16 protein-coding genes are annotated in these 20,658 nt (G+C 69.0%); 10 read left to right on the top strand and 6 right to left on the bottom strand.

Going from position 1 to position 20,658, the window contains the following annotated elements:
* Positions 1-109: 109 nt before the first annotated feature.
* Positions 110-964 (top strand): tRNA pseudouridine(38-40) synthase TruA, encoded by an 855-nt coding sequence (gene truA / locus ACZ39I_RS31190; RefSeq protein ID WP_467248235.1) that lies wholly within the window; start codon positions 110-112, stop codon positions 962-964.
* Between the two features lie 30 nt (positions 965-994).
* On the opposite strand, the gene ACZ39I_RS31185 is transcribed toward truA, so the two are convergent.
* Positions 995-5,404: an Ig-like domain-containing protein gene (locus tag ACZ39I_RS31185; RefSeq protein WP_467248232.1), complete on the bottom strand. Its 4,410-nt coding sequence runs from the start codon at positions 5,402-5,404 to the stop codon at positions 995-997.
* A gap of 291 nt (positions 5,405-5,695) precedes the next feature.
* Here ACZ39I_RS31185 and ACZ39I_RS31180 point away from each other — a divergent pair, with 291 nt between their 5' ends.
* The 6 genes from ACZ39I_RS31180 to ACZ39I_RS31155 all read left to right on the top strand — a co-directional run bounded on the left by ACZ39I_RS31180 (position 5,696) and on the right by ACZ39I_RS31155 (position 13,432).
* Positions 5,696-7,288, top strand: coding sequence for a glycosyltransferase family 2 protein (locus ACZ39I_RS31180; protein WP_467248230.1), 1,593 nt, complete (start codon positions 5,696-5,698; stop codon positions 7,286-7,288).
* Positions 7,285-8,334, top strand: coding sequence for a glycoside hydrolase family 26 protein (locus ACZ39I_RS31175; protein WP_467248228.1), 1,050 nt, complete (start codon positions 7,285-7,287; stop codon positions 8,332-8,334). The genes ACZ39I_RS31180 and ACZ39I_RS31175 overlap by 4 nt, the downstream gene beginning before the upstream one ends.
* Positions 8,331-10,241 carry an ArnT family glycosyltransferase gene (locus ACZ39I_RS31170; protein ID WP_467248225.1) on the top strand — a complete coding sequence of 637 codons (1,911 nt, stop codon included), beginning with the start codon at positions 8,331-8,333 and terminating at the stop codon, positions 10,239-10,241. The genes ACZ39I_RS31175 and ACZ39I_RS31170 overlap by 4 nt, the downstream gene beginning before the upstream one ends.
* Complete coding sequence (locus tag ACZ39I_RS31165; RefSeq protein WP_467248223.1) at positions 10,238-12,070, top strand: glycosyltransferase family 39 protein; 1,833 nt, start codon at positions 10,238-10,240, stop codon at positions 12,068-12,070. The genes ACZ39I_RS31170 and ACZ39I_RS31165 overlap by 4 nt, the downstream gene beginning before the upstream one ends.
* A 67-nt stretch (positions 12,071-12,137) precedes the next feature.
* Complete coding sequence (locus ACZ39I_RS31160) at positions 12,138-12,896, top strand: polyprenol monophosphomannose synthase (protein ID WP_467248221.1); 759 nt, start codon at positions 12,138-12,140, stop codon at positions 12,894-12,896.
* Between the two features lie 8 nt (positions 12,897-12,904).
* Positions 12,905-13,432, top strand: coding sequence for a GtrA family protein (locus ACZ39I_RS31155; RefSeq protein WP_467248219.1), 528 nt, complete (start codon positions 12,905-12,907; stop codon positions 13,430-13,432).
* 34 nt (positions 13,433-13,466) lie between these two features.
* On the opposite strand, the gene ACZ39I_RS31150 is transcribed toward ACZ39I_RS31155, so the two are convergent.
* Positions 13,467-14,354, bottom strand: coding sequence for a hypothetical protein (locus ACZ39I_RS31150; protein WP_467248217.1), 888 nt, complete (start codon positions 14,352-14,354; stop codon positions 13,467-13,469).
* A 340-nt stretch (positions 14,355-14,694) separates the two neighbouring features.
* On the opposite strand from ACZ39I_RS31150, the gene rplM reads away from it, so the two are divergent.
* The 3 genes from rplM to glmM all read left to right on the top strand — a co-directional run bounded on the left by rplM (position 14,695) and on the right by glmM (position 17,256).
* Positions 14,695-15,138, top strand: coding sequence for a 50S ribosomal protein L13 (gene rplM, locus ACZ39I_RS31145; RefSeq protein WP_352389221.1), 444 nt, complete (start codon positions 14,695-14,697; stop codon positions 15,136-15,138).
* Between the two features lie 42 nt (positions 15,139-15,180).
* Entirely contained in the window at positions 15,181-15,708 is a 528-nt protein-coding gene (gene rpsI / locus ACZ39I_RS31140) for a 30S ribosomal protein S9 (RefSeq protein ID WP_352389220.1), read from the top strand.
* Between the two features lie 189 nt (positions 15,709-15,897).
* Positions 15,898-17,256: a phosphoglucosamine mutase gene (glmM, locus tag ACZ39I_RS31135; RefSeq protein WP_467248214.1), complete on the top strand. Its 1,359-nt coding sequence runs from the start codon at positions 15,898-15,900 to the stop codon at positions 17,254-17,256.
* Between the two features lie 80 nt (positions 17,257-17,336).
* Here glmM and ACZ39I_RS31130 read toward each other — a convergent pair whose 3' ends face one another.
* The 4 genes from ACZ39I_RS31130 to ACZ39I_RS31115 all read right to left on the bottom strand — a co-directional run bounded on the left by ACZ39I_RS31130 (position 17,337) and on the right by ACZ39I_RS31115 (position 20,623).
* A complete protein-coding gene (locus ACZ39I_RS31130; protein ID WP_467248211.1) occupies positions 17,337-18,257 on the bottom strand; it encodes a DUF389 domain-containing protein in 921 nt (306 codons plus the stop codon).
* A 26-nt stretch (positions 18,258-18,283) separates the two neighbouring features.
* The gene (coaA, locus tag ACZ39I_RS31125; RefSeq protein ID WP_355741571.1) at positions 18,284-19,252 is read right to left on the bottom strand and encodes a type I pantothenate kinase; all 969 of its coding nucleotides are present in this window, start codon (positions 19,250-19,252) and stop codon (positions 18,284-18,286) included.
* 101 nt (positions 19,253-19,353) lie between these two features.
* Positions 19,354-20,286, bottom strand: a complete 933-nt coding sequence (locus tag ACZ39I_RS31120; protein ID WP_467248209.1) for a CbrC family protein — start codon at positions 20,284-20,286, stop codon at positions 19,354-19,356.
* A gap of 70 nt (positions 20,287-20,356) precedes the next feature.
* The gene (locus tag ACZ39I_RS31115; protein ID WP_467248207.1) at positions 20,357-20,623 is read right to left on the bottom strand and encodes a hypothetical protein; all 267 of its coding nucleotides are present in this window, start codon (positions 20,621-20,623) and stop codon (positions 20,357-20,359) included.
* Between the last annotated feature and the right edge of the window lie 35 nt (positions 20,624-20,658).

The following is a 20,658-nucleotide window of genomic DNA, read 5'->3' as shown; positions in this document are numbered from 1 at the left end:
TTTTGGGGGCGGGCCCGTTCGCGTGGTGCGGACGCACGCGGGAGGGCTCCGGCCGGTCGGGTCCGCCCCTCGGGGTGGGCCCGTGCCGGGTTCCTGAGAGGATCCAGGGGTGAGCGACGAAGTACAGCCCGGTTGTGTCCGTGTCCGCCTCGACCTGTCCTACGACGGCACCGACTTCTCCGGATGGGCCAAGCAGGCCGGTGGTCGGCGGACCGTACAGGGTGAGATCGAGGACGCGCTGCGCACGGTCACGCGGTCGAAGGACGTGACGTACGAGCTGACCGTGGCCGGACGGACCGATGCCGGGGTACATGCGCGGGGGCAGGTGGCGCATGTGGATCTGCCCGAGGCGCTGTGGGAGGAGCATCGGGAGAAGCTGCTGAAGCGGCTGGCGGGGCGGTTGCCGAAGGATGTGCGGGTGTGGGGGGTCACGGAGGCGCCGGGGGGGTTCAATGCGCGCTTCGCCGCTCTGTGGCGCCGGTACATCTACCGGGTGGGGGACCGGCCCGGTGGCGTGGATCCGCTGCTGCGCAACCATGTGCTGTGGCACGACTGGGAGTTGGACATCGCGGTCATGGACGCCGCCGCCAAGTCCCTCGTCGGGGAGCACGACTTCGCGGCGTACGCGAAGAAGCGTGAGGGGGCGACGACGATCCGCGAGATCCTCGACTTCGGTGTGCGGCGCCGAGCGGACGGGGTCGTCGAGATCGAGGTGCGGGCCGACGCCTTCTGTCACAACCAGGTGCGGTCGATGGTGGGTGCCCTGCTGTTCGTGGGAGACGGACACCGCGGCGCGGAGTGGCCCCGGAAGGTGCTGGACGCCGGTGTCCGGGACAGTGCCGTCCATGTCGTATGGCCGCACGGGCTGACGCTGGAGGAAGTGGGCTACCCCGCCGACGAGTTGCTGGCGGCGCGGAGCAAGGAAGCGCGGAACCGGCGGTCGTTGCCGGCGGCCGGTCGCTGACCGGCCGCCGGCCTCGGACCGCAGTCGGGGTCACTGCCTGACGGTGAAGTACTGCCAGGCCCCCCAGGTGCTGAGGTTGGTGTTGTCCCGGCTGCTGTGGACGTACTGCGCGGCCACCCGGTACTTGTTGTTGACGCCGTTGGTGAGGGACATCTGCTGGTTGCCGGTGCTGGCGGAGGTGAGGGCCGAGCAGGGCGAGGTGCTCTGCGTGTGCCAGGCGCCGCTGTAGTACCGCTGTACGCGGTAGAGGACGCACTGGCCGGCCTTGTTGGGCGAGACGGTGACGTCGAGCCGCTCCTTGGCGGTGCGGTGGTACACCCGGTAGAGGGTGCTTCCGTACTGCGTGTTCGTGTAGTAGCCGGACAGCTTCTCCGCGACCCCCGCATAGGAGTGCACGGCGTGGGCGGCGGTCTTCGGGGCGTACCGGTAGTCACCGGCGAACACCGCGCTGAACGTGGTGTTGCGGGCGAGCTTGTAGGACGCCGTCAGATTGCCGTGGGAGTCCACCGCCCCGGACTTCACCAGGACCTTCGTGCCGCTGTAGGGCTGAGCGTAGATCGACACCGTACGGCTGTTGTAGGTCGTGCCGAGGTGCGCGGTGATCTTCGCGGACTGACCGTAGTTGTAGGTGGAGTGGTCCGTGGTGACGGTCAGGGAGGTCGAGGCCCGGGACACCTGGACGGTGGCGGTGCTGCTGCCGGACTTGTGCGAGACGTCGCCGCCGTAGGACACCTTGTAGGTGTTGGCGCCGCCGATCTGCGGGGTGTCCTTGAGCGTGAACGAACCGTCCGTGGCGACCTTCACGTCGGCCAGAGCGACACCGGACGCATGCGCCAGGTCGGTCTTCGTCACCTTGACGACCTGACCGGCGACGAAGGGCGCGCCGGAGAGCTTGCCCGGCACGGTCAGCGCGGCGGCGCGGCCGGACGTGGCCGGAGCCGTCAGGGTGACCGAGGTGGGCAGCTTGGCGACCTGGACGAGGCCGGTGGCGCTCGCCGCCTCGTGGGTCGCGTCCCCCGCGTAGCTCGCCGCGTAGGTGTACGTGCCTTCCGTCGACGGGGTGTCGGCGAACGTGAAGGTACCGTCCGCCGCGGTCGTCACATCGGGCAGTGCCGTTCCGTTCCTCGTGAGGTGGACGACCTGGCCGGCGGCCAGTGCCGAGGCCGAGTCCAGCGTGCCCTTGAGGGTCAGCGCCCGGCCCGGAACACCCGTGCCGGGGGTGGTGAGCTGGAGCGAGCTCGCCGCCTTCGGATCCGTCACCGGGGGCGCAGCCTCGCTGACGACCGGGCCGCTCACCGTCTGCACGTCGGGGCTGTCGGCGGTGCCGCCGGAGAAGGCGAGGAGCGCGCTGGACGGCAGCGTCGGTGTCGCGTCCACCACCTGGGTCCCGTCGATCCGGACGTACAGATGGCCGGCGTCGATCTGGACGTCGATCTGGTGCGTGCCCTGGCGCAGGGCCGTGGTGAGGGGGACCACCGACTGGTAGTCGATCGCCGTCGAGCCGGCCGAACTGCGGCCCACGCCCACGAAGTTCATCGCCTGGAGCGTGTTGTTGAAGCCGGTGCCGAACGCGATCACCGTGCCCGGCCGCCCCGCGATGCCGAGGCCGTCGCCGTTCGCGCCGAGCGCCGAGGCGGAGTTCTGGGCCGGGTCGAGCAGCGAGAGCGTCATGCCCTTCCCGCCGGTGCCGGGACCGAACTTCGCGGTGAAGGTGGCCCGCAGACCGTCGGTGCGCAGCGCCTTGCCGTACACCGCTGTGCCCGCCTGGTAGTCGGTGGCCGGGGTCAGCTGGACGCCGCCGCCGTCGGCGGGCACCGCCGAGCCGTTGGTCTGCCACTGTCCGTCGGCGACCGAGGTGGTGGTGGCGGTGCCGGTACCGGTGCCCTTGATCGGCACGTACATGGCGCCCTGGGCGTTGCCGTTCTCGTCGGTCCCGGTGCCGGTGACCTCGTAGAAGGCGTTCAGGTCCGCCGCCGATCGCGGGGTGAACGTCACGGTCTGCACGGCGGTCTGCTCGGGGCCGATGACCAGGCCCTCCGACAGCTGCACCGGGCTGTTGAAGTCACCCGTGGGCGCCTTGGCCTTGGTCACCTTCACCGGGATGTTGCCGGTGTTGGTGATCGTGAAGGACAGCGACCTGGAACTGCCGATCGGGACCTGTCCGAAGTCCAGCGCGTCGGTGGAGAACTCCAGGTGCCCCTGCCCGGTGATGGCGGTCGCGGTGATCGGCACGCTCAGTGTGTGCGTGGCACCGCCGCCGCTGCTGCTGAGCACGAGTGCGTCGTTGTCGTCCTGGTCGCTCTGCGGCGCGTAGGTCACCGAGACCACGAACGAGCCACCGGCCGGTACGGCCGTGCCCGTGCTCGGCAGCCCCGAGGTGGAGAAGGCGCCGCCGGGCGAGGCGACCGAGTCGATGGTCTCCGGTTCGGTACCGGTGTTGGTGATCTGGAGGTTCAGCGTCGAGGTGCTGCCGGTGGGCACTTCCCCGAAGTCCAGGGCGGCGGGTGCCGCTCCGAGACCGGGCCTGGTGCCGACGCCGTGGAGGGCGAAGACCAGCTTCTGGCCGTCCGACAGGTTCGCGGTCAGCGTGCCGTTGACACCGCCGGTGGCGGTGGGGGCGAAGCTGATCGGAACGTCCAGGGTGGCGTCCGCCGCCAGCGCCTTGGGCTGCTCGGGGGTGGGTACGGCGGACGGGTCCACCGAGAACGCGCCGGAGGCCTTGAGCCCGGTGATGCTGACGTCCTGAGTGGCGGTCAGCTTCATGGCGGCCGAACTGCTGCTGCCCAGGCCGACCTGGCCGAAGTCCAGCGAGGTCGCGGTCAGGGCCGTCCTGGCCGGGCTGCCGAAGCCGTAGAGGACCCCGTCCCGGGTGCCGACGTACACCTTGCCGCGCTCGGCGGTCGGCGTGCTGAACTTCGTCGCGGTGCCGATCGGTGCCGACCACAGCAACGGGAGGTGGCCGTTGCCGTCGGGGGTGGGGCCGTAGGCGCGCAGGGTGCCGTCGGCACCGGAGGCATTGCTCGCGGAGGTCATCCACACCAGGGCGCTGGACTCGTCCGTGCCGTCGGACGTGACCAGGGGAGAGCCGCTGGTGTAGCCGAAGGTGTCCTGGCTCTGGCCGGTGAGGGTGAGCGCGGGCGTACCGCCGTTGCGCACGCCGTACTTGAGTGCACGCAGCGGGCCCTGGTTGCCGACGACGTAGACATAGCCGCCGTCGCCGCCCCAGAACGCGGGGTGTCCCCACATGCCCTGGTAGGGGCCGGACGTGCTCACCGCGGCGTCGCCGCCCTGGGGGCCCTGGCCCATGCCGCCGAGGTTGTCGCGGTCGAGCAGGAAGATCCGCCCGTCCTTGCCCTGCTGGATCAGCAGATGGGGGTGCTCGGCGGTACCGAAGCCGTCCGGCAGCGCCATCGGGGCGCCCGAGGAGATGTCCTGGTCGGTCAGGTCCAGGGTCGCGGCGTCGCTGGGGCTGAAGAAGTCGGCGGTGCTGAGGCTGTTGTCCGCGCCCACCTGGAGGCGTACGACGGACTCGGCGAGGGTGCCCTGAACGGTCTTGCCGGGCCCGGGCGCCGGACTGATGCCGTTGCCGGTGCTGAAGAAGATCCGGCCGGACTCGTCCGAGACCAGTCCGCCGCCGGACTGCCAGATGCCGGCGCCGCCCGTGCTGGCACCGGTCACCGAGGCCCACATCGAGGTGATGCTGTGTCCGGTGGTGCTCACGCCGACCACATAGCCGCGGTAGGGCCACGCGTCGCAGTGGCCGCCGAAGCCCGCGTAGACGACGCCGTCCATCAAGAGCAGGCCGGGGCGCTGCTGTTCGTAGTAGGCGTCGAACTCGTTGCCCGGGTCGTTGACGGGGCTTCCGGCGATGGTGACCGGCCACCCGGCGCGTTCGGCTCCGGAGGACGGGTCCACCGCGTGCATCAGCCACTTCGGGTGGCGGTGGGTGGAGGTGCCGTCGTCGACCTTGGTGGTGAAGTAGAGGGAGCCGGTGGCGGAGTCGTAGACGGGGGTCGCGGTGGCGCCCACGTTGGGCACCAGGTCTCCACAGCCGATCGCCGAGGCCGGCCAGGCCGGTCCGTAGTTCTTGCTCCACTCGATGGCACCGGTCGTACGGTCGAGGCCGTACAGGGTGTTGCTCTCGGTGACCGCGATCACCTGGTCGCCCAGCACCAGCGGCTGGGCGTATATCTGCCCGTCCAGCTTGGTGGCGAAGAGCCGGCCGAACGCGGAGGACTGGACGACCGCCGGGGAGAGCGCCGACTCGTCCTGGTCCCAGTTGGTGCGCAGGTTGTCGACGCCCTGGGTGGTCTGGTCGGCCTGGGCCGAGGACGCCACCAGGCTGATCGTCGTGCCGATCAGTGCCGAGGTGGCCAGGGCGACGATGGAGAGCAGCCATGTGCGCCGCCGGCTGCGGTGACGGCCACCGCGTGCGGGCATGAGAAACCCGGGCAAATCGGAACCCCCCTCTGGCGTCCGCGCCCGGAGCGGTCACAGGTACGGCACAAACGTGAAGACTGAGTGGTTGTTCCTATCATCAGTTGGGCTGATTGTGCACCGGGGCGTCGCTGTTACCCCTGCGACCCGTGATGAAACCCTCACTTAACAAGAAAGTTGAGACGTAACGAGAGAAGCCGGTTAGGCTTTCGCAGTCCGGCCGAGAGTTCGATTTATGGGGATGGCCGAACATCCGGTGGGGTAGGCAGGGCCGCTTCGGCCCTGGGGGGTTTGATGACTAGTGCAGTTGGCGTCGCCGCGCGCTCTCGTCGGCGCAGGCGGGTCGTGGAGACCCACGGGCTCCTGCCGCAGCCGCCGGACGACATCGAGAAGTACTCCTACACGCGCCGCCACCTGTGGGTTCTGACAGCGGGTTCACTGATCAGTTTCGCGTGTCTCGCGGTGAGCCAGCTCCTGTTCACCGCGTCCAGCCCGTGGTTCTGGCTGACGATGCCGCTGCTCGCCTTCGTGGTCGCGGACTACCTGATCTCGCTGTACCTGGACGGGCTGAGCAAGGACTTCGACGTCAAGGGGCACAAGCGCCTCGTCCGCGCGTGGCGGCCCGCGAGGTATCCGAGCGTGGACATCTTCCTGCCGGTGTGCGGTGAGCCCCTGGAGGTGCTCCACAACACCTGGGTCCATGTGAACCGGCTGGCCGGCAGCTATCAGGGCGTCGTGAAGACGTACGTCCTCGACGACGCCGCCGAGGACGAGGTCGGGGCCATGGCCGCCGACTTCGGGTTCCACTACGTGGTGCGGCCCAACCGCGGCTGGTTCAAGAAGGCCGGCAACCTCAACCACGCCTTCGAGAAGACCGACGGCGACCACATCCTCATCCTGGACGCCGACTTCGCGCCGCGCGCCGACCTGCTCGACGAACTGCTGCCGCACATGGACGACGACGACAAGGTCGCCATCGTGCAGTCGCCGCAGTTCTTCCGCATCGTCGACGCGCAGAACTGGATCGAGCGAGGCGCGGGCGCCGTGCAGGAGCAGTTCTACCGCTCCGTCCAGACCTCACGTGAGGACCATGACGGGTCGATCTGCGTGGGCTCGTGCGCCGTCTACCGGCGCACGGCGCTGGAGCAGACCGGCGGCATCACGCTGATCGAGCACTCCGAGGACATGTACACCGGCTTCGATCTGCGGGCCCTCGGCTGGAAGCTGCGCTACGTGCCCGTCGCGCTGTCCGCCGGCGTGTGCCCGGACACGGCAGGTGCGTTCCACAACCAGCAGTACCGCTGGTGCATGGGCTCGCTGGAGCTGCTCACCAGCAAGCGGTTCTGGGAGATGGACCTCAAGTTCAAGACGCGGCTGTGCTACGTCTCGGGCTTCCTCTACTACCTCCAGACCGCGCTCGCCACGTTCATCGCGCCGATCATCCCGCTCGGCCTGATGATCCTTCGCCCGGACCTGATGCGCGCCGAGGCCACCCTCTGGGTGCTGCCCAGCGTCGCGTACGTGACGCTGGTGCTGCCGCTCTGGCACCGGGCGCCGTACCGGCTGGAGGCCTGGGCCGTCCGCATCATGTACGGGTGGTCGCACGTCTTCGCCGTCTGGGACGTGATGCGGGGCCGTCCGATGGGCTGGAAGCCCACCGGTTCGGCGGGCGCCAAGAAGAACGGCATGCGCCGCTACTGGAACTGCATGATCCTCTGGACCGGCGGCACCGCCGTGGCCTGGATCCTCATTGCGGCCTGGCGGATGCTCACCCTCTATCCGCCGGACTTCGCGCTGATGCTGTCCGCCGGCCTCTTCTACGCCATGGTCGTCGGCCGTGTTCTCGTCCAGCCGCACGCCCACGAAGTGCAGGAAGCGACCGTATGAGTCTCTCCGTACGCCACGTACGAGTCCTGCGTCCCGTGCGGGTGCTGGCAGCCGTCCTGCTCGCCGGCGCGCTGACGGCCGGATGCAGCACGTTCTCCGACGAGGGCCGCTCCCAGTACGAGCGCAGCCAGGGCGAGCACCCGGACGCCACCGGCACGGCCGAGGCCACCGGGTCGGCGAAGCCCGAGCCGCCGTACGACGTGCGGCCACTGCTGGAGCCGAAGAAGAAGTACCTGGGCCTGGCCGCCGACGGGGCCCCCGCCAAGATGACATCCGTCGAGGACTTCGCCGGGCGGGCCGGCAAGAAGCCCAACCTCCTGGAGTTCTACTCGGCCTGGGGCGACCAGTACGAGCAGCGGCTCGTGCAGAACTCCTGGGACTACGGCGCGGTGGCGTTCATCGCCTGGGAGCCGTTCAAGACGAGCATGAAGGACATCGCCTCGGGCAAGGAGGACGCGTACATCCACGAGTACGCGCAGTCCGTCAAGGAACTCAACCTGCCCGTGGCGATCAGCTTCGGGCACGAGATGAACGGCTTCTGGTACCCGTGGGGCACCAAGAAGACCACCGCCGCCCAGTTCACCGCCGCGTACAAGCACATCCACGACATCTTCGACGACGAGGGCGCCACCCAGGTCATCTGGGTGTGGAGCCCGAACGTCACCCACCCGATGCCGAAGGTGAAGCTCAAGCCGTACTGGCCGGGCGACGACTACGTCGACTGGGTCGGCGTCATCGGCTACTACGGGGCCACCGGCCCCAGCACGTACCAGACGCTGTACGGGCCGACGATGACCCAGATCCGTGCCTTCACGAAGAAACCGTTCATCATCGCGGAGACCGCCGCGCAGGCCGGTGAGCGCAAGCCCGCCGACATCAAGTCCCTCTTCCGGGGGACCGCCGAGCGCGACGACGTCATCGGGTTCGTCTGGTTCAACTTCGACAAGGAGACGGACTGGCGCATCAACAGCGGTCCGCTGTCCGAGAAGACCTTCAAGGAGCAGGCCGCGAACCCGGACTTCGGATTCGATGTGGCGAAGCCATGAGCGATCCCACCACGCCCACGTGGGCGGACGACTCCGAGCTGCATGACGCATACACGTACGGGCAGGAGTCGTACGGCCGTACCGACCAGCAGCAGTACGGTCCCACCGACGACAGTGGGCGGCGGTACGCACAACGGGAGAGCCTGCGCCAGTATGCGCAACAGGCCCACTCGCCGGACCAGGAACAGGCCGGAAGCTACCAGCCCGGCCACTTCACCGAGACCGGCAGCTGGCGCTTCGACGTCCACGACCGGACGTCCTCGTACACCGACCAGCAGGCGTACGACACCTTCGCGCCCTTCGACCCGTACGCCTCCTACACCGCCGTCGAGCCCGAACCGGCGGCTCCCGCCGCCGCGGAGCCCGAGTCGCGGAAGCCCGCCTACACGCTGGCGCCCGTCGCGGAGTCGTCGTGGGCGGTGGACACGCGTCGCAGCAAGCTGCTCGGGCGCGGGGTGCTGCTGTGCATTCTGCTCGTGCAGGCGGGGCTCTCCCTGCGGCTGACCGGGACGGCCTTCCAGGACGAGGCGCTCTACATCGCGTCGGGCCACTACGAGCTGGCCAACCTGCTGCACGGCACCAAACTGCCGGTGGACTTCGCGGCCTACTTCTCCGGGCACCCCAAGCTGTATCCGGTGCTCGCCGGCGCCGTGGACAGCCAGTTCGGCCTCGCCGGTGTACGCGTGGTCAGCCTGCTGTTCATGCTGGGCGCCACCACGCTGCTGTATTCGCTGACCCGGCGGCTGTTCAACCTGCGCGCCGCGCTCGGCGCGGCCGCGCTCTTCTCGGTGCTCCAGTCGACGATGGTGCTCGGCAACTTCGCCACGTACGACGCCGCTGCCATCTTCCTGCTCGGACTGTCCGCCTGGGCGGTGGTGCGCACCGACCGGATGAAGTCCATGGCCGTGCTGCTCGCGGCACCGCCGGCCGCACTGGCCTTCGGCGTGAAGTACGCCTCCGGTCTCTACCTTCCGACCCTGGTGGTTCTCGCGGTGATCACCGCACACCGGCACCGCGGCCCCCGCGCACTGGGCCGGGGTGTCGTGCTGGGGACGGGCATCGCGGTCCTGCTCGGGATCGGCTACTACTTCTCCGGTCCGCTGGGCGGCATCAGCTCCACCACCACCGACCGTGCGAAGGGCACGGACACGGCGGCGACGATGCTCCAGCACAGCGCGGAGTGGGGCGGGCTGGTCTTCCTGGCCGCGCTCGGCGGCACCATCGCCTACGCACTGCGCGCGCGGATGGGCGAGATGCCGTGGATCGGCGGTGAGACCCCGGGGCGCTGGCGGCGCGCCGCGCTCGGCCTGGTCCTGACGGGCACCGCACTGCTCGCTCCCGCCTACCAGATCCACCTCCACACCGAGATCTCGCTCTACAAGCACGTCGGCTTCGGACTGTTCTTCGCCGCGCCGCTGGCCGGCCTCGGCATGGCCCGCCTGGTCGGCCCGCACTTCCGGCATCCACAGCTGGGGATCCTGCTGTACGTCGTCACCCTCGTGTTCGGCATGGTGCAGGCCCAACGGGCGTACAGCTTCCCCGACTCCACGCAGATGACCGCGTACCTGCGCACGGTCGTCGACAAGAAGGGCACCTACCTCGCCGAGGAGCAGGAGGTCCCCGCGTACTACCTGCGGGACAAGACCGACTGGACGCAGTGGCAGAACTCCTACTTCATGGACTACCGCGGCAAGGACGGCAAGCAGTACACCGGCCCCGACGCGTTCCGCCAGGCCGTCCGTGACGGAAAGTTCGACGCGATCGTGATGCACGGCAACGTCAGCCCGGTGACGTACGAAGCGGTGAAGGAGGGGTTGAAGAACAACTCCCACTACCGGCTGGCGGCCGTGTTCCCGTACACCACGAGCAGCGGAGATCACGCCTACCGGATTTGGGTGAAGCGATGAGTCCCCATGCCCCCGCTCCGTACGGTGGCGGCTACCCCGATGCCTCGGGCGGCCACGATCCCTACGCGGAACAGGGCGCCTACGCCGGGCAGGGCACGTACGCCGGCCCGGGGCAGGGCACCTACGCCGGCCCGGGGCAGGGCACCTACGCCGACCCGGGCGCGTACGGCGCTCCTGGCCAGTACGCCGATCCGGGCAGGCATCAGGGCGGGCAGGACTCGTACGCTCCCGAGCCCGCCGCTCCGGAACCGGTCGACCCGCAGTCACCCGCGGACGAGCCGGCCGAGGAGGAGCCCGAGGGCCAGAAGGGCAGCCGGCTCGCCACCGCGGTGGTCTTCCTGGTGCCCACGGCGCTCGCCCTCGCGCTGATCCTGCGCGGGATCGGTGACCGCCAGCTGTGGCGCGACGAGCACGCCACCTGGTGGGCGGCCACGCTGTCCTTCCACGACCTGAGCCTGCTGATCCGCTCCATCGACGTCGTGTTCACGCCGTACTACGTGCTCATGCACCTCTGGATCGCCCTCGCCGGGGACTCCCCGACCGCGATGCGCATCCCCGGTGCGGTGGCCATGGCGGCCTCCGCGGGCCTGCTCGCCCTGCTCGGGCGGCGGCTGTTCACCACACAGGTGGGACTGCTCGCGGGGCTTGCCTTCGCCGTCGTGCCGGTCACCACGCGGTACGGGCAGGAGATCCGCCCGTACGCCTTCGCGGTGGCCGCGGTGCTGCTGTCGACACTGCTGCTCGCCCGGGCGCTGGACAAGCCGTCGTTCAAGGTGTGGGTCGCCTACACGCTGTCGGTGCCGCTGATCGGCTGGAGCCACCTGGCCTCGATGGCCGTCCTGGGCGCGCATCTGGTGATGATCCTCATCGCCCGGCGGGCCGGCGACAGGATCGTGGGCTGGGCCTATGCCGCGGCCTGCACTCTGGGCATGTGCTTCGTCATTCCCATGGCCGTCTCCGGCTCGGGGCAGAGCGGACAGATCGCCTGGAACAATCCGGTGCTCAAGGACCTGATCGACTTCCCCAAGAACCTCTTCGGGTCCTGGGCGGTGGCCGTGCCGGTCATGGCGCTCGGCGCGCTCGGGCTGTTCTTCGCGGGACGGCGTGCCCTTCCGCTGGCCGTCTGGATCGTGCTGCCGCCCGTGGCGACCTACGCCACCGCCGAGCAGCTGCACCTCTTCCTGCCGCGCTACCTGCTCTTCACCGCGCCCGCCTGGGTACTGCTCGCGGCCGTCGCCGTGGTCCGGATCGCAGGGCCGGTGGCCGGGGCGAAGGCCGGTACGGGAGCGGCGGCGCGGCGAGGCCTCGGCTGGGTGCTCGTGGCGGCAGCGGTCGCCGGGATCGCCTTCCAGTCGCTGCCGGGCATCCGTGAGACCCGGCAGAACGCACTGGGCGAGCCCGATTTCCGCGGCGCCGCCCAGCTCATCGAGGCCGGGCAGAAGAAGGGCGACGGCATCGTCTTCAGCGGTGTGATGTCCGAGCGCCGGGCCATGGACTACGAGCTCCGGGACGACGCCGGGCGCCCGCGTGACTCGCTGATGTACCGCACTCCGCAGGAACTGGGGTCGTTCGGCGCGCTCGAATGCCCGGATTCCGCGAGGTGCCTGGCCAAGGCCGACCGACTGTGGCTCGTGTCGACGACGCTCGACGGGCAGCCGTTCAGCGGCATGCCGAAGACGACGGCGACCGTGATCCAGAAGAGCTTCAAGGTCGTGCGGACCAAGAAGCTGAACTACCTCCAGCTCGTCCTCCTCGAAAGGACACGCGCGGCGACGGACGACCCGTCCGAGGACAAGGACGACGCCGCCAAGCGCAAGGTGCACACCTGAGCCGGGTTCCGGACGCGGGACGACCCGCGTCCGGCGGGGGGAGTAATCAATTGGGGAGGGAAAGAAGATGACGTACGACGTGGGGGCGGACGTGCCTGTCACCGTGGTGATGCCCACGTACAACGAAGCCGCCAACCTGCCGAGAATGGCCGAGGCGGTGCTTCAACTTCCGCTCAGCGGGCTCCACTTGAAGATAGTGGACGACTCCAGTCCGGATGGTACAGGACAGATCGCCGAGGAGCTCGCCGAGAAGTACAACGCGGACGGACGGCGCCGGATGAGCGTGCTGCACCGGACCGAGAAGGACGGCCTCGGGCGCGCCTACGTCGCCGGCATGAGTGCCGCCCTGGACGAGGGCGCCGCGTACGTCGTCCAGATGGACGCCGACGGCAGCCACCCGGTGGAAGCGGTCCCACGCATGCTCGGTACGGCCGTGGCGTCCGGGGTCGGCCTGGTCGTCGGCAGCCGGTACGTGGAGGGCGGCTCACTGGACGAGGAGTGGGGCAGGCACCGCGTCCTGCTCTCCCGCTTCGCCAACCGGTACGCCCGGACCGTGCTCGGCACCAAGATCCGGGACATCACCGCGGGCTTCAACCTGTGGTCGGCGGCCACCCTGCGGGACCTCGACCTCACGACCCTGGACAGCGCCGGGTACAGCTTCCAGGTCGAGCTGAAGTTCAAGGCCGTCCGGGCCGGGCACAGCGCCGTGGAGATCCCGATCCGCTTCGAGGAGCGCACCGAGGGCGTCTCCAAGATGAGCCTCTCGACCCAGATCGAGTCGGCCGTGATGCCGGTGCGGCTGCGACTGCGCAACCGACGGGGTTGAGCGCGGCGGTGAGCAGCGGACGTCACGCGCTTCCCTCCCGGTGGGGGAGGCTGTACCGCGAGATCGCGAAGTTCGGCATGGTGGGGGCGTCCGGCTTCGTCGTCAACCTCGGGGTCTTCAACCTCATCAGGACCGTCACGGACTGGCAGACCGTCCGGGCGAGCGTCCTGGCCACGGTCGTCGCGATCCTGAGCAACTACCTCGGGCTGCGGTACTTCGCGTACCGCAACCGGGCTCAGGAGGACCGCAACAGCCGCAGGAAGGAACTCACCCTCTTCCTGCTGTTCAGCGCGATCGGACTGGTCATCGAGAACTCGGTCCTCTATGCCACGACCTACGGGTTCGGCTGGGACGGCACGCTCGCCACCAACGTCAGCAAGTTCATCGGCATCGGCGTGGCGACGCTCTTCCGCTTCTGGTCCTACCGCACCTGGGTCTTCAGGACGGCCGGGAGCCGGCGGACGGCCGGCAGCCTGCCGGAACCCGTCGTGCCGTATCCCGAGCCCGCCCTGATCGGCTCCCGGGAGCGGACCTGACCTGACCGGACCCGGCGCGCCGAGGCGCGCCGGGTCACTCGCCCGCGGCCGTCGAAGCCTGTGCCTCGCCGCGGCGGTGGATCTGGCGGAAGGTGAACTCGGCCAGGTTGTCGCCGATGCCGAAGACCGCGGTGTCCTTCTCCGTGACGTTCTTGCCGCTCGCGAAGCCGGCGATGGTGAAGTAGGCGTAGCGGCCGTAGGAGTTCGAGGTCGTGCGGCAGATCGCCGAGTTGCAGAAGGCCTTGACCGCGCCGCCGGACAGCGACTTGACGATGTCCTTCTTGGTGTTGACCTGGCTCTTCGCCTTCGTCGCCCGGGTCTCGGTGTCGAAGACGGCCACGCCGACCGTCACCGAGACGCCGTCCTTGGTGTAGCTGACGCGCATGAACTGGGTGCAGCCGTTGGCGTTGAGGATCTTGCCGAGGCTGGCCTGGACGCTGTCGGCCGCGGCGCAGTTCTTCGTGTCGGCGGTCGCGCCCTTCTTGTACACGGTCGAGCCCATGGTCAGCTGGGTGCCCGGGAAGAGGATCTTCGCGCTGAGCGGGGCCGTGTCCTTGGCCTTGCTGGCGATGAAGTCCTTCGGGTCCAGCGGCGGCGGGGCGCTGGTCGGCGCGAACGACGGGGCGGTCCCCGTCGCGCTGGGGATGGCGGCGGCCGACAGCGAGGACGCCGGCTTGTTCGCCTCGTCGTCGCCGTTCGCCGATACGACGGCCATCGCCACGGCGGTGCCTATCGCGACCGTGGCGAGCGCGCCGCCGACGATGAAGAACAGCCGACGCCGTCGGTTGCGGATCTCGGAGGCCTCGGCGAGCGCGGCCCAGTCCGGAGTCTGCTCGCTCCCGCCGTCGCCCCACGGCTGCTGTGACTGCGGTTTCCAGGGATCCCACTGGGACGGGGGTCCCCCCTGCTGCCCAAAGCTCATGGGGCGCATCTTAGACGGGGGACGGGAGGTGCTGTGGGGCCTCTCGCGGGGCTCCCGGGGACCTTTCCGGCAGGGGTGCACATCTCGGTCCCCGAGGTGCTGTGACGCTTGCCGCGGCGGACTCGTTTTGACCCGTCCGGGGCAGCGCGGGTAACCTTGCGGTTTGTTATGCGTATCGGCTTGGTCGTTCTCACGCGAGAGGCCCTTACGTAGGTTCCCTGGAGCAGTTACCAGTGGGCGGCATACGGGCAGTGTCCCCGGCCATTGTCGTCCCCAGCTGCACGATCGCTTCAGTGATGCCATGTGTCAGCACCCATCCACTGAAGAAGAAGGCTGCGAAGTGCGTACGTACAGCCCCAAGCCCGGCGATGTGACTCGCCAGTGGCACGTCATTGACGCTCAGGACGTCGTCCTGGGCCGTCTGGCCACCACCGCTGCGAATCTCCTCCGTGGCAAGCACAAGCCGACCTATGCCCCGCACATGGACATGGGCGACTTCGTCATCATCATCAACGCCGACAAGGTTCACCTGTCCGGCAACAAGAAGACCCAGAAGCTGGCGTACCGCCACTCCGGCTACCCGGGTGGTCTGCGCTCCGTCCGCTACGACGAGCTGCTGGCGAAGAACCCCGAGAAGGCCGTCGAGAAGGCCATCAAGGGCATGATCCCCAAGAACACCCTGGGCCGTCAGATGCTCTCCAAGCTGAAGGTCTACTCGGGCGACCAGCACCCGCACGCTGCCCAGCAGCCGGTGCCGTTCGAGATCACCCAGGTCGCGCAGTAGTTCCGGCCACCCCCTAAGACAGAAAAGAATCTGAGGAGCATCGTGGCCGAGACCACTGTTGAGCAGCCGGTCGAAGAGACCGAGACCGAGCTCGTCGACATCGACAGCTACACCACCGAGTCCGAGGTGCCCGTCGAGGGCGAGTACACCTCGGAGTCGCTCGCCGGCCGTTTCGGCGACCCCCAGCCGGCCGCCGGCCTGGGCCGTCGTAAGAACGCCATCGCCCGCGTCCGGATCGTCCCGGGCACCGGCAAGTGGAAGATCAACGGTCGCACCCTCGAGGACTACTTCCCGAACAAGGTGCACCAGCAGGAAGTCAACGAGCCCTTCAAGGTGCTCGAGCTCGAGGGCCGCTACGACGTCGTCGCCCGCATCTCCGGTGGCGGTGTCTCCGGTCAGGCCGGTGCGCTCCGTCTCGGTGTCGCCCGCGCGCTGAACGAGGCCGACGTGGACAACAACCGCGGCGCCCTCAAGAAGGCCGGCTTCCTCCGTCGCGACGACCGTGCGGTCGAGCGCAAGAAGGCCGGTCTCAAGAAGGCCCGCAAGGCCCCGCAGTACAGCAAGCGTTAATCTCGCTGCCTGTTCTGCTCGTACCGGCTCGTTCCCGCGAGTCAGCAGTACGTCCGTTCGCCCCGGCGGCACGCCACAGTGCCGCCGGGGCGTTCGTTTATCACAGCCTCGGGCGTATAACGGCACAAGGCGCTCAAAGGCTCATGTGATCGGATGATCTCCGTAATGACGCTTTCCTCAGGAGGACAAGTGGGACGACTCTTCGGCACGGACGGCGTGCGCGGTGTCGCCAACGCGGATCTGACGGCCGAGCTGGCGCTCGGTCTGTCCGTCGCGGCGGCGCACGTGCTGGCCGAGGCGGGTACGTTCCAGGGCCACCGGCCGACCGCGGTGGTGGGACGGGATCCGCGTGCGTCCGGGGAGTTCCTGGAGGCCGCCGTGGTCGCGGGCCTCGCGAGCGCCGGCGTGGACGTGCTGAAGGTCGGCGTGCTGCCCACGCCCGCCGTCGCGTATCTCACCGGTGTGCTCGGCGCCGACCTCGGCGTCGTGCTCTCCGCCAGCCACAACGCCATGCCCGACAACGGCATCAAGTTCCTCGCGCGCGGCGGGCACAAGCTCGACGACGAGCTGGAGGAGCGCATCGAGGCGATCTACGACGCGCACCGGCACGGTGAGCCCTGGGAGCGGCCGACCGGCGGCGGTGTCGGCCGGGTCCGCGAGTACACCGAGGGCTTCGACAAGTACGTGGCGCATCTGATCGCCGTACTGCCGAACCGGCTCGACGGGCTGAAGATCGTCCTCGACGAGGCCCACGGCGCCGCCGCCTGGGTCTCGCCGGAGGCCTTCTCGCGGGCCGGCGCCGAGGTGATCACCATCGGGGCCCAGCCGGACGGGCTCAACATCAACGACGGTTGCGGCTCCACGCATCTCGGACCGCTGAAGACCGCCGTCGTCGAGCACGGGGCCGACTTCGGCATCGCGCACGACGGGGACGCCGACCGGTGCCTGGCCGTCGACCACACCGGCGAGGAGGTGGACGGCGACCAGATCATGGCCGTACTCGCGCTGGCGATGAGGGACCGGTCGGCGCTGCGGTCCGACACCGTCGTCGCGACGGTCATGTCGAACCTGGGCTTCAAGCTGGCGCTGGAGCGCGAGGGGCTCCGGCTCGTCCAGACCGCCGTCGGGGACCGGTACGTGCTGGAGGAGATGAAGCAGCACGGGTACGCCCTCGGAGGCGAGCAGTCCGGGCACGTCATCATCCTGGACCACGCCACGACCGGGGACGGGACGCTGACCGGGCTCATGCTGGCGGCTCGCGTCGCGGAGAGCGGGCGGTCGCTGAAGGAGCTGGCCTCCGTGATGGAGCGGCTTCCTCAGGTGCTGATCAACGTGCCCGACGTCGACCGGTCGCGGGTTTCGACCTCCGGCGAGCTGGCGGCGGCCGTGACCGAGGCCGAGAGTGAACTGGGCGCCACGGGGCGGGTGTTGCTGCGACCGTCGGGGACCGAACCGCTGGTGCGGGTGATGGTCGAGGCGGCGGACATCGATCAGGCCCGGTCGGTGGCGGGGCGGCTGGCGGATGTGGTGAAGTCGGCGCTGGGCTGAACTGCCGGGTAGGGGTGGCGGGTTGCTGCGGTGCGCGGGCCGCTGGCCGGTTGTGGCTGATCGCGCAGTTCCCCGCGCCCCTAAGGGCGCTTGCGCCACAGCCACTTCTGGAAGAGCAGGGTGAGGGTGCCTGCCAGGACGATGCCCAGCAGGTTCAGCAGGAGCTGGTTCGTGGAGCCGACCGTCTGGCCCATGTCGCCGTAGGCCAGGGCCACCGCCGCGTTGGCCGCCGCCGGGACCGTGGTGACGGAGATCGCCACTCCCACCAGGGCCCCCGACTTCGCCGAGGTCAGGCTGAGGGTGCCGGCGATTCCCGCCAGGACCGCCACCACGAACGAGAAGGCGTCGGGGGCGTAGACGAAGGCGGTGTTGGGGCGGTCGCCCTCCAGGTCGGACTTGTGGAACAGGTTCAGGGCGTCCATGAACCAGGTGAAGCCGACCGTCACCGCCATCGCCGCCGCGAAGCCCACCAGCAGGGCGATCAGTGAGCGCACCGCCAGGCGTGGGGTGCGCTGCACGATCGCCGTGCTGAAGGCCGCCAGGGGCCCGAACTCCGGGCCCACCGCCATCGCGCCCACGATCAGGATCGCGTTGTCCAGCACCACACCGCAGGCCGCGATCATCGTGGCCAGGGTGATGAAGGCGAGATAGGTGATGGAGAGCGTCGACTCCTCGTGCGTCGCGTCGGTCAGGTGCTCCCAGATGACCGCGTCCACGCCTTCGCCGGGTGCGTCGTCCTCGGCCTTGTCCGCGCGGTCGGAGAGGGACAGGTCGATGTTCTCGACGGCGATGGAGCCGGTCTTGTCGAGGTCCAACTTCCGCAGCTCGCCGATGAGTTCGTCACCGGCCTCGCGGGCCACGTCACACATCACGACGTCACCCGCCGGGTTGCGGGCGGCGCCCGGCATGACGACGAGGTGAGTGGCGCCGACCGTGGTCTCGATGAGTCGGACCACGTCGTCGGTCGTCCCGGCCGGTGTGATCAGGCGCAGATGCAGCATGGCGCCTATTTAACAGGCGCGGCTTTCTAGAGCTTGCGGAGGCTGAGTTTGCGCACCTTGTGGTCCTGGCCCTTGCGGATGACGAGGGTGGCGCGGCCGCGGGTGGGGGCGATGTTCTCGACCAGGTTGGGCTTGTTGATGGTGCGCCAGAGGGTGCGGGCGTAGTCGACGGCCTCCTCCTCCGAGACCTGGGTGTACTTCCTGAAGTACGAGTCGGGGTTCTGGAAGGCGGTCTGCCTCAGCTTCTTGAACCGGCTGAGGTACCAGCGCTCGATGTCCTCGGCGCTCGCGTCGACGTACACGCTGAAGTCGAAGTAGTCGGCGAGACCGACGCGGGTACGGCCGTCCGTGCCCGGGAGGGCGGGCTGCAGGACGTTGAGACCCTCGACGATCAGGATGTCGGGGCGGCGGACGGTGAGCCGCTGGTCCGGGACGATGTCGTAGATCAGGTGGGAGTAGACGGGCGCGGTGACCTCGCCCTTGCCCGCCTTGATGTCGGCGACGAAACGGGTCAGCGCGCGACGGTCGTACGACTCCGGGAAGCCCTTGCGCGACATGAGCCCGCGGGCCTCCAGCTCCCGGGTGGGCAGCAGGAAACCGTCGGTCGTGACCAGCTCCACGCGCGGGTGCTCGGGCCAGCGGGAGAGCAGGGCCTGGAGAAGACGGGCGACGGTGGACTTGCCCACGGCGACCGATCCGGCGACCCCTATGACGAACGGGGTGCCGGACTGGGAGCCCTGTTCGCCGAGGAAGGTGTTCAAGGCTCCTCTCAGGCCGTCCGTGGCGCCGACGTAGAGGTTGAGGAGCCGGGAGAGCGGGAGGTAGATGTCCCGCACCTCGTCGAGGTCGATGACGTCACCGAGACCGCGCAGCTTCTCGACCTCTTCGGCGTTCAGCGGGAGCGGCGTTTTTTCGCGTAGCGCACTCCACTCGGAGCGGGTGAGGTCGACGTAGGGAGTCGCCTCCGGCTTGTGCCGGTGGGCGCTCCGGGGCATCGGGGAGACCGGGGAGATCACAGTCCATTGTTAACGGAGTTTGAACGGGGTGGGGGGTGGAGTGGGTCACGTCGGGCTGTGGGGTGCCTGTTCTGGCGTGGTCAGGTGAAGTCCGCGTAGGCGAGGTGGGTCGCGCAGACCCGGCAGCGGAAGAGGTACGCGGTGGGCCGGCCGTCCTTGTCGAGGGAGGCGAGGAAGTCGTCGAACCGGTCGTCCGGCCACCGCCCGCGGAGATGGTCGACGGCGTCCGGGTACTTCCCGAGCTCCTTCGCTCCGGCGGGACCGAGGAATACGGCGCCGTCGCCGCAGTGGGTCAGCCAGTTCGGGGTCTGCCGGGCGAGGAATCCGGGGGTGCGCTTCAGGAGGGTTTCCGCGACGTTCTGGGGTACGTCACCCTCGATACCGTCGATGAAGGTGGCGTCGTAGCGCTCGGCGGCCTTGCCGAAGGCGATGCAGTACGGGCAGATGCCGCTGTCCGGGGCGTCGGCGGCGTAGAGGGGGCCGGTGTACACCCAGCCGCGTTCCTGTCCGCAGCACACACAGGGGGCGTCGGAGGTGGTGACGGAGCCGGTGGCGACCGGGCTGGGGTGGTAGGGGAACCGGGGGAGGACGGGGCGTTGGCGGGGTTCCGGCCGCGGGGAGATCAGGAGCTGGATCGCGGGTCCGGTCAGGACCTCGGGTGCTACGACGATCACTTCTGTGCGGAGGCTCTCCGGGAGGTGTCTCCGGTCGGCCTCCCTCGTCAGGATCACCGGGCAGTCGAGCGGCAGGACGGCGGCACCGGTGCGGCGGGCGAGTTCGGCCACGCGGTCCAGGATCTGCCCGGGAGAGAAACGGTTGAACGTGAGGCCGAGGGCGTCGCCGTAGACCTCCGATCCGCCACCGTCCTCGGCTTCGAGGTCCCAGGAGCCCGGGAGACCGGTGGCCGGCATTCCGCCGACGGTGACGGGACCGAGGACGTCGCGTATCGCGGTCTCGTCCATGGGGGTGGGTTGTCCGTCGGCGAAACGGCAGAGGTACAGGCTGTAACTCATGCTGTGCCTTTCTATACCGAGCTCATCGGCAGGTATCTCACCACCCAAAAGTGCATGAGTCCCGGTCGGGTTACTGCTTCGCAAGCCAAGGCGAAAGGATGGCGGAAAACTGCTCGTCAGAAATAGACGTGCCTACCCAACCGAATCGCTGCCACGCTTGGGCGCGCTGCAGAACGGTCAGTGGAATGCTGAAAGCGAGACGGAAGGAAGCAATGAATGAGATGACGCCGAAGGTCACACCCAGCTTCTCTCGGCAAAGCAAAGCGAGATCCACGGCATTCATACCTTCAGCGTGAGCGGCTCGCAGTTCGCCTGCGATTTTCTCCAGATCGACCATCTCGCCCTCCTTGCAGGCGCGCAGGCCCCGCTGAA

Source organism: Streptomyces sp. NPDC024687 (genome assembly GCF_055559055.1).
Note: the sequence above shows the minus strand (reverse complement) of the source record. Positions and strands in the feature narration are given on the sequence as shown.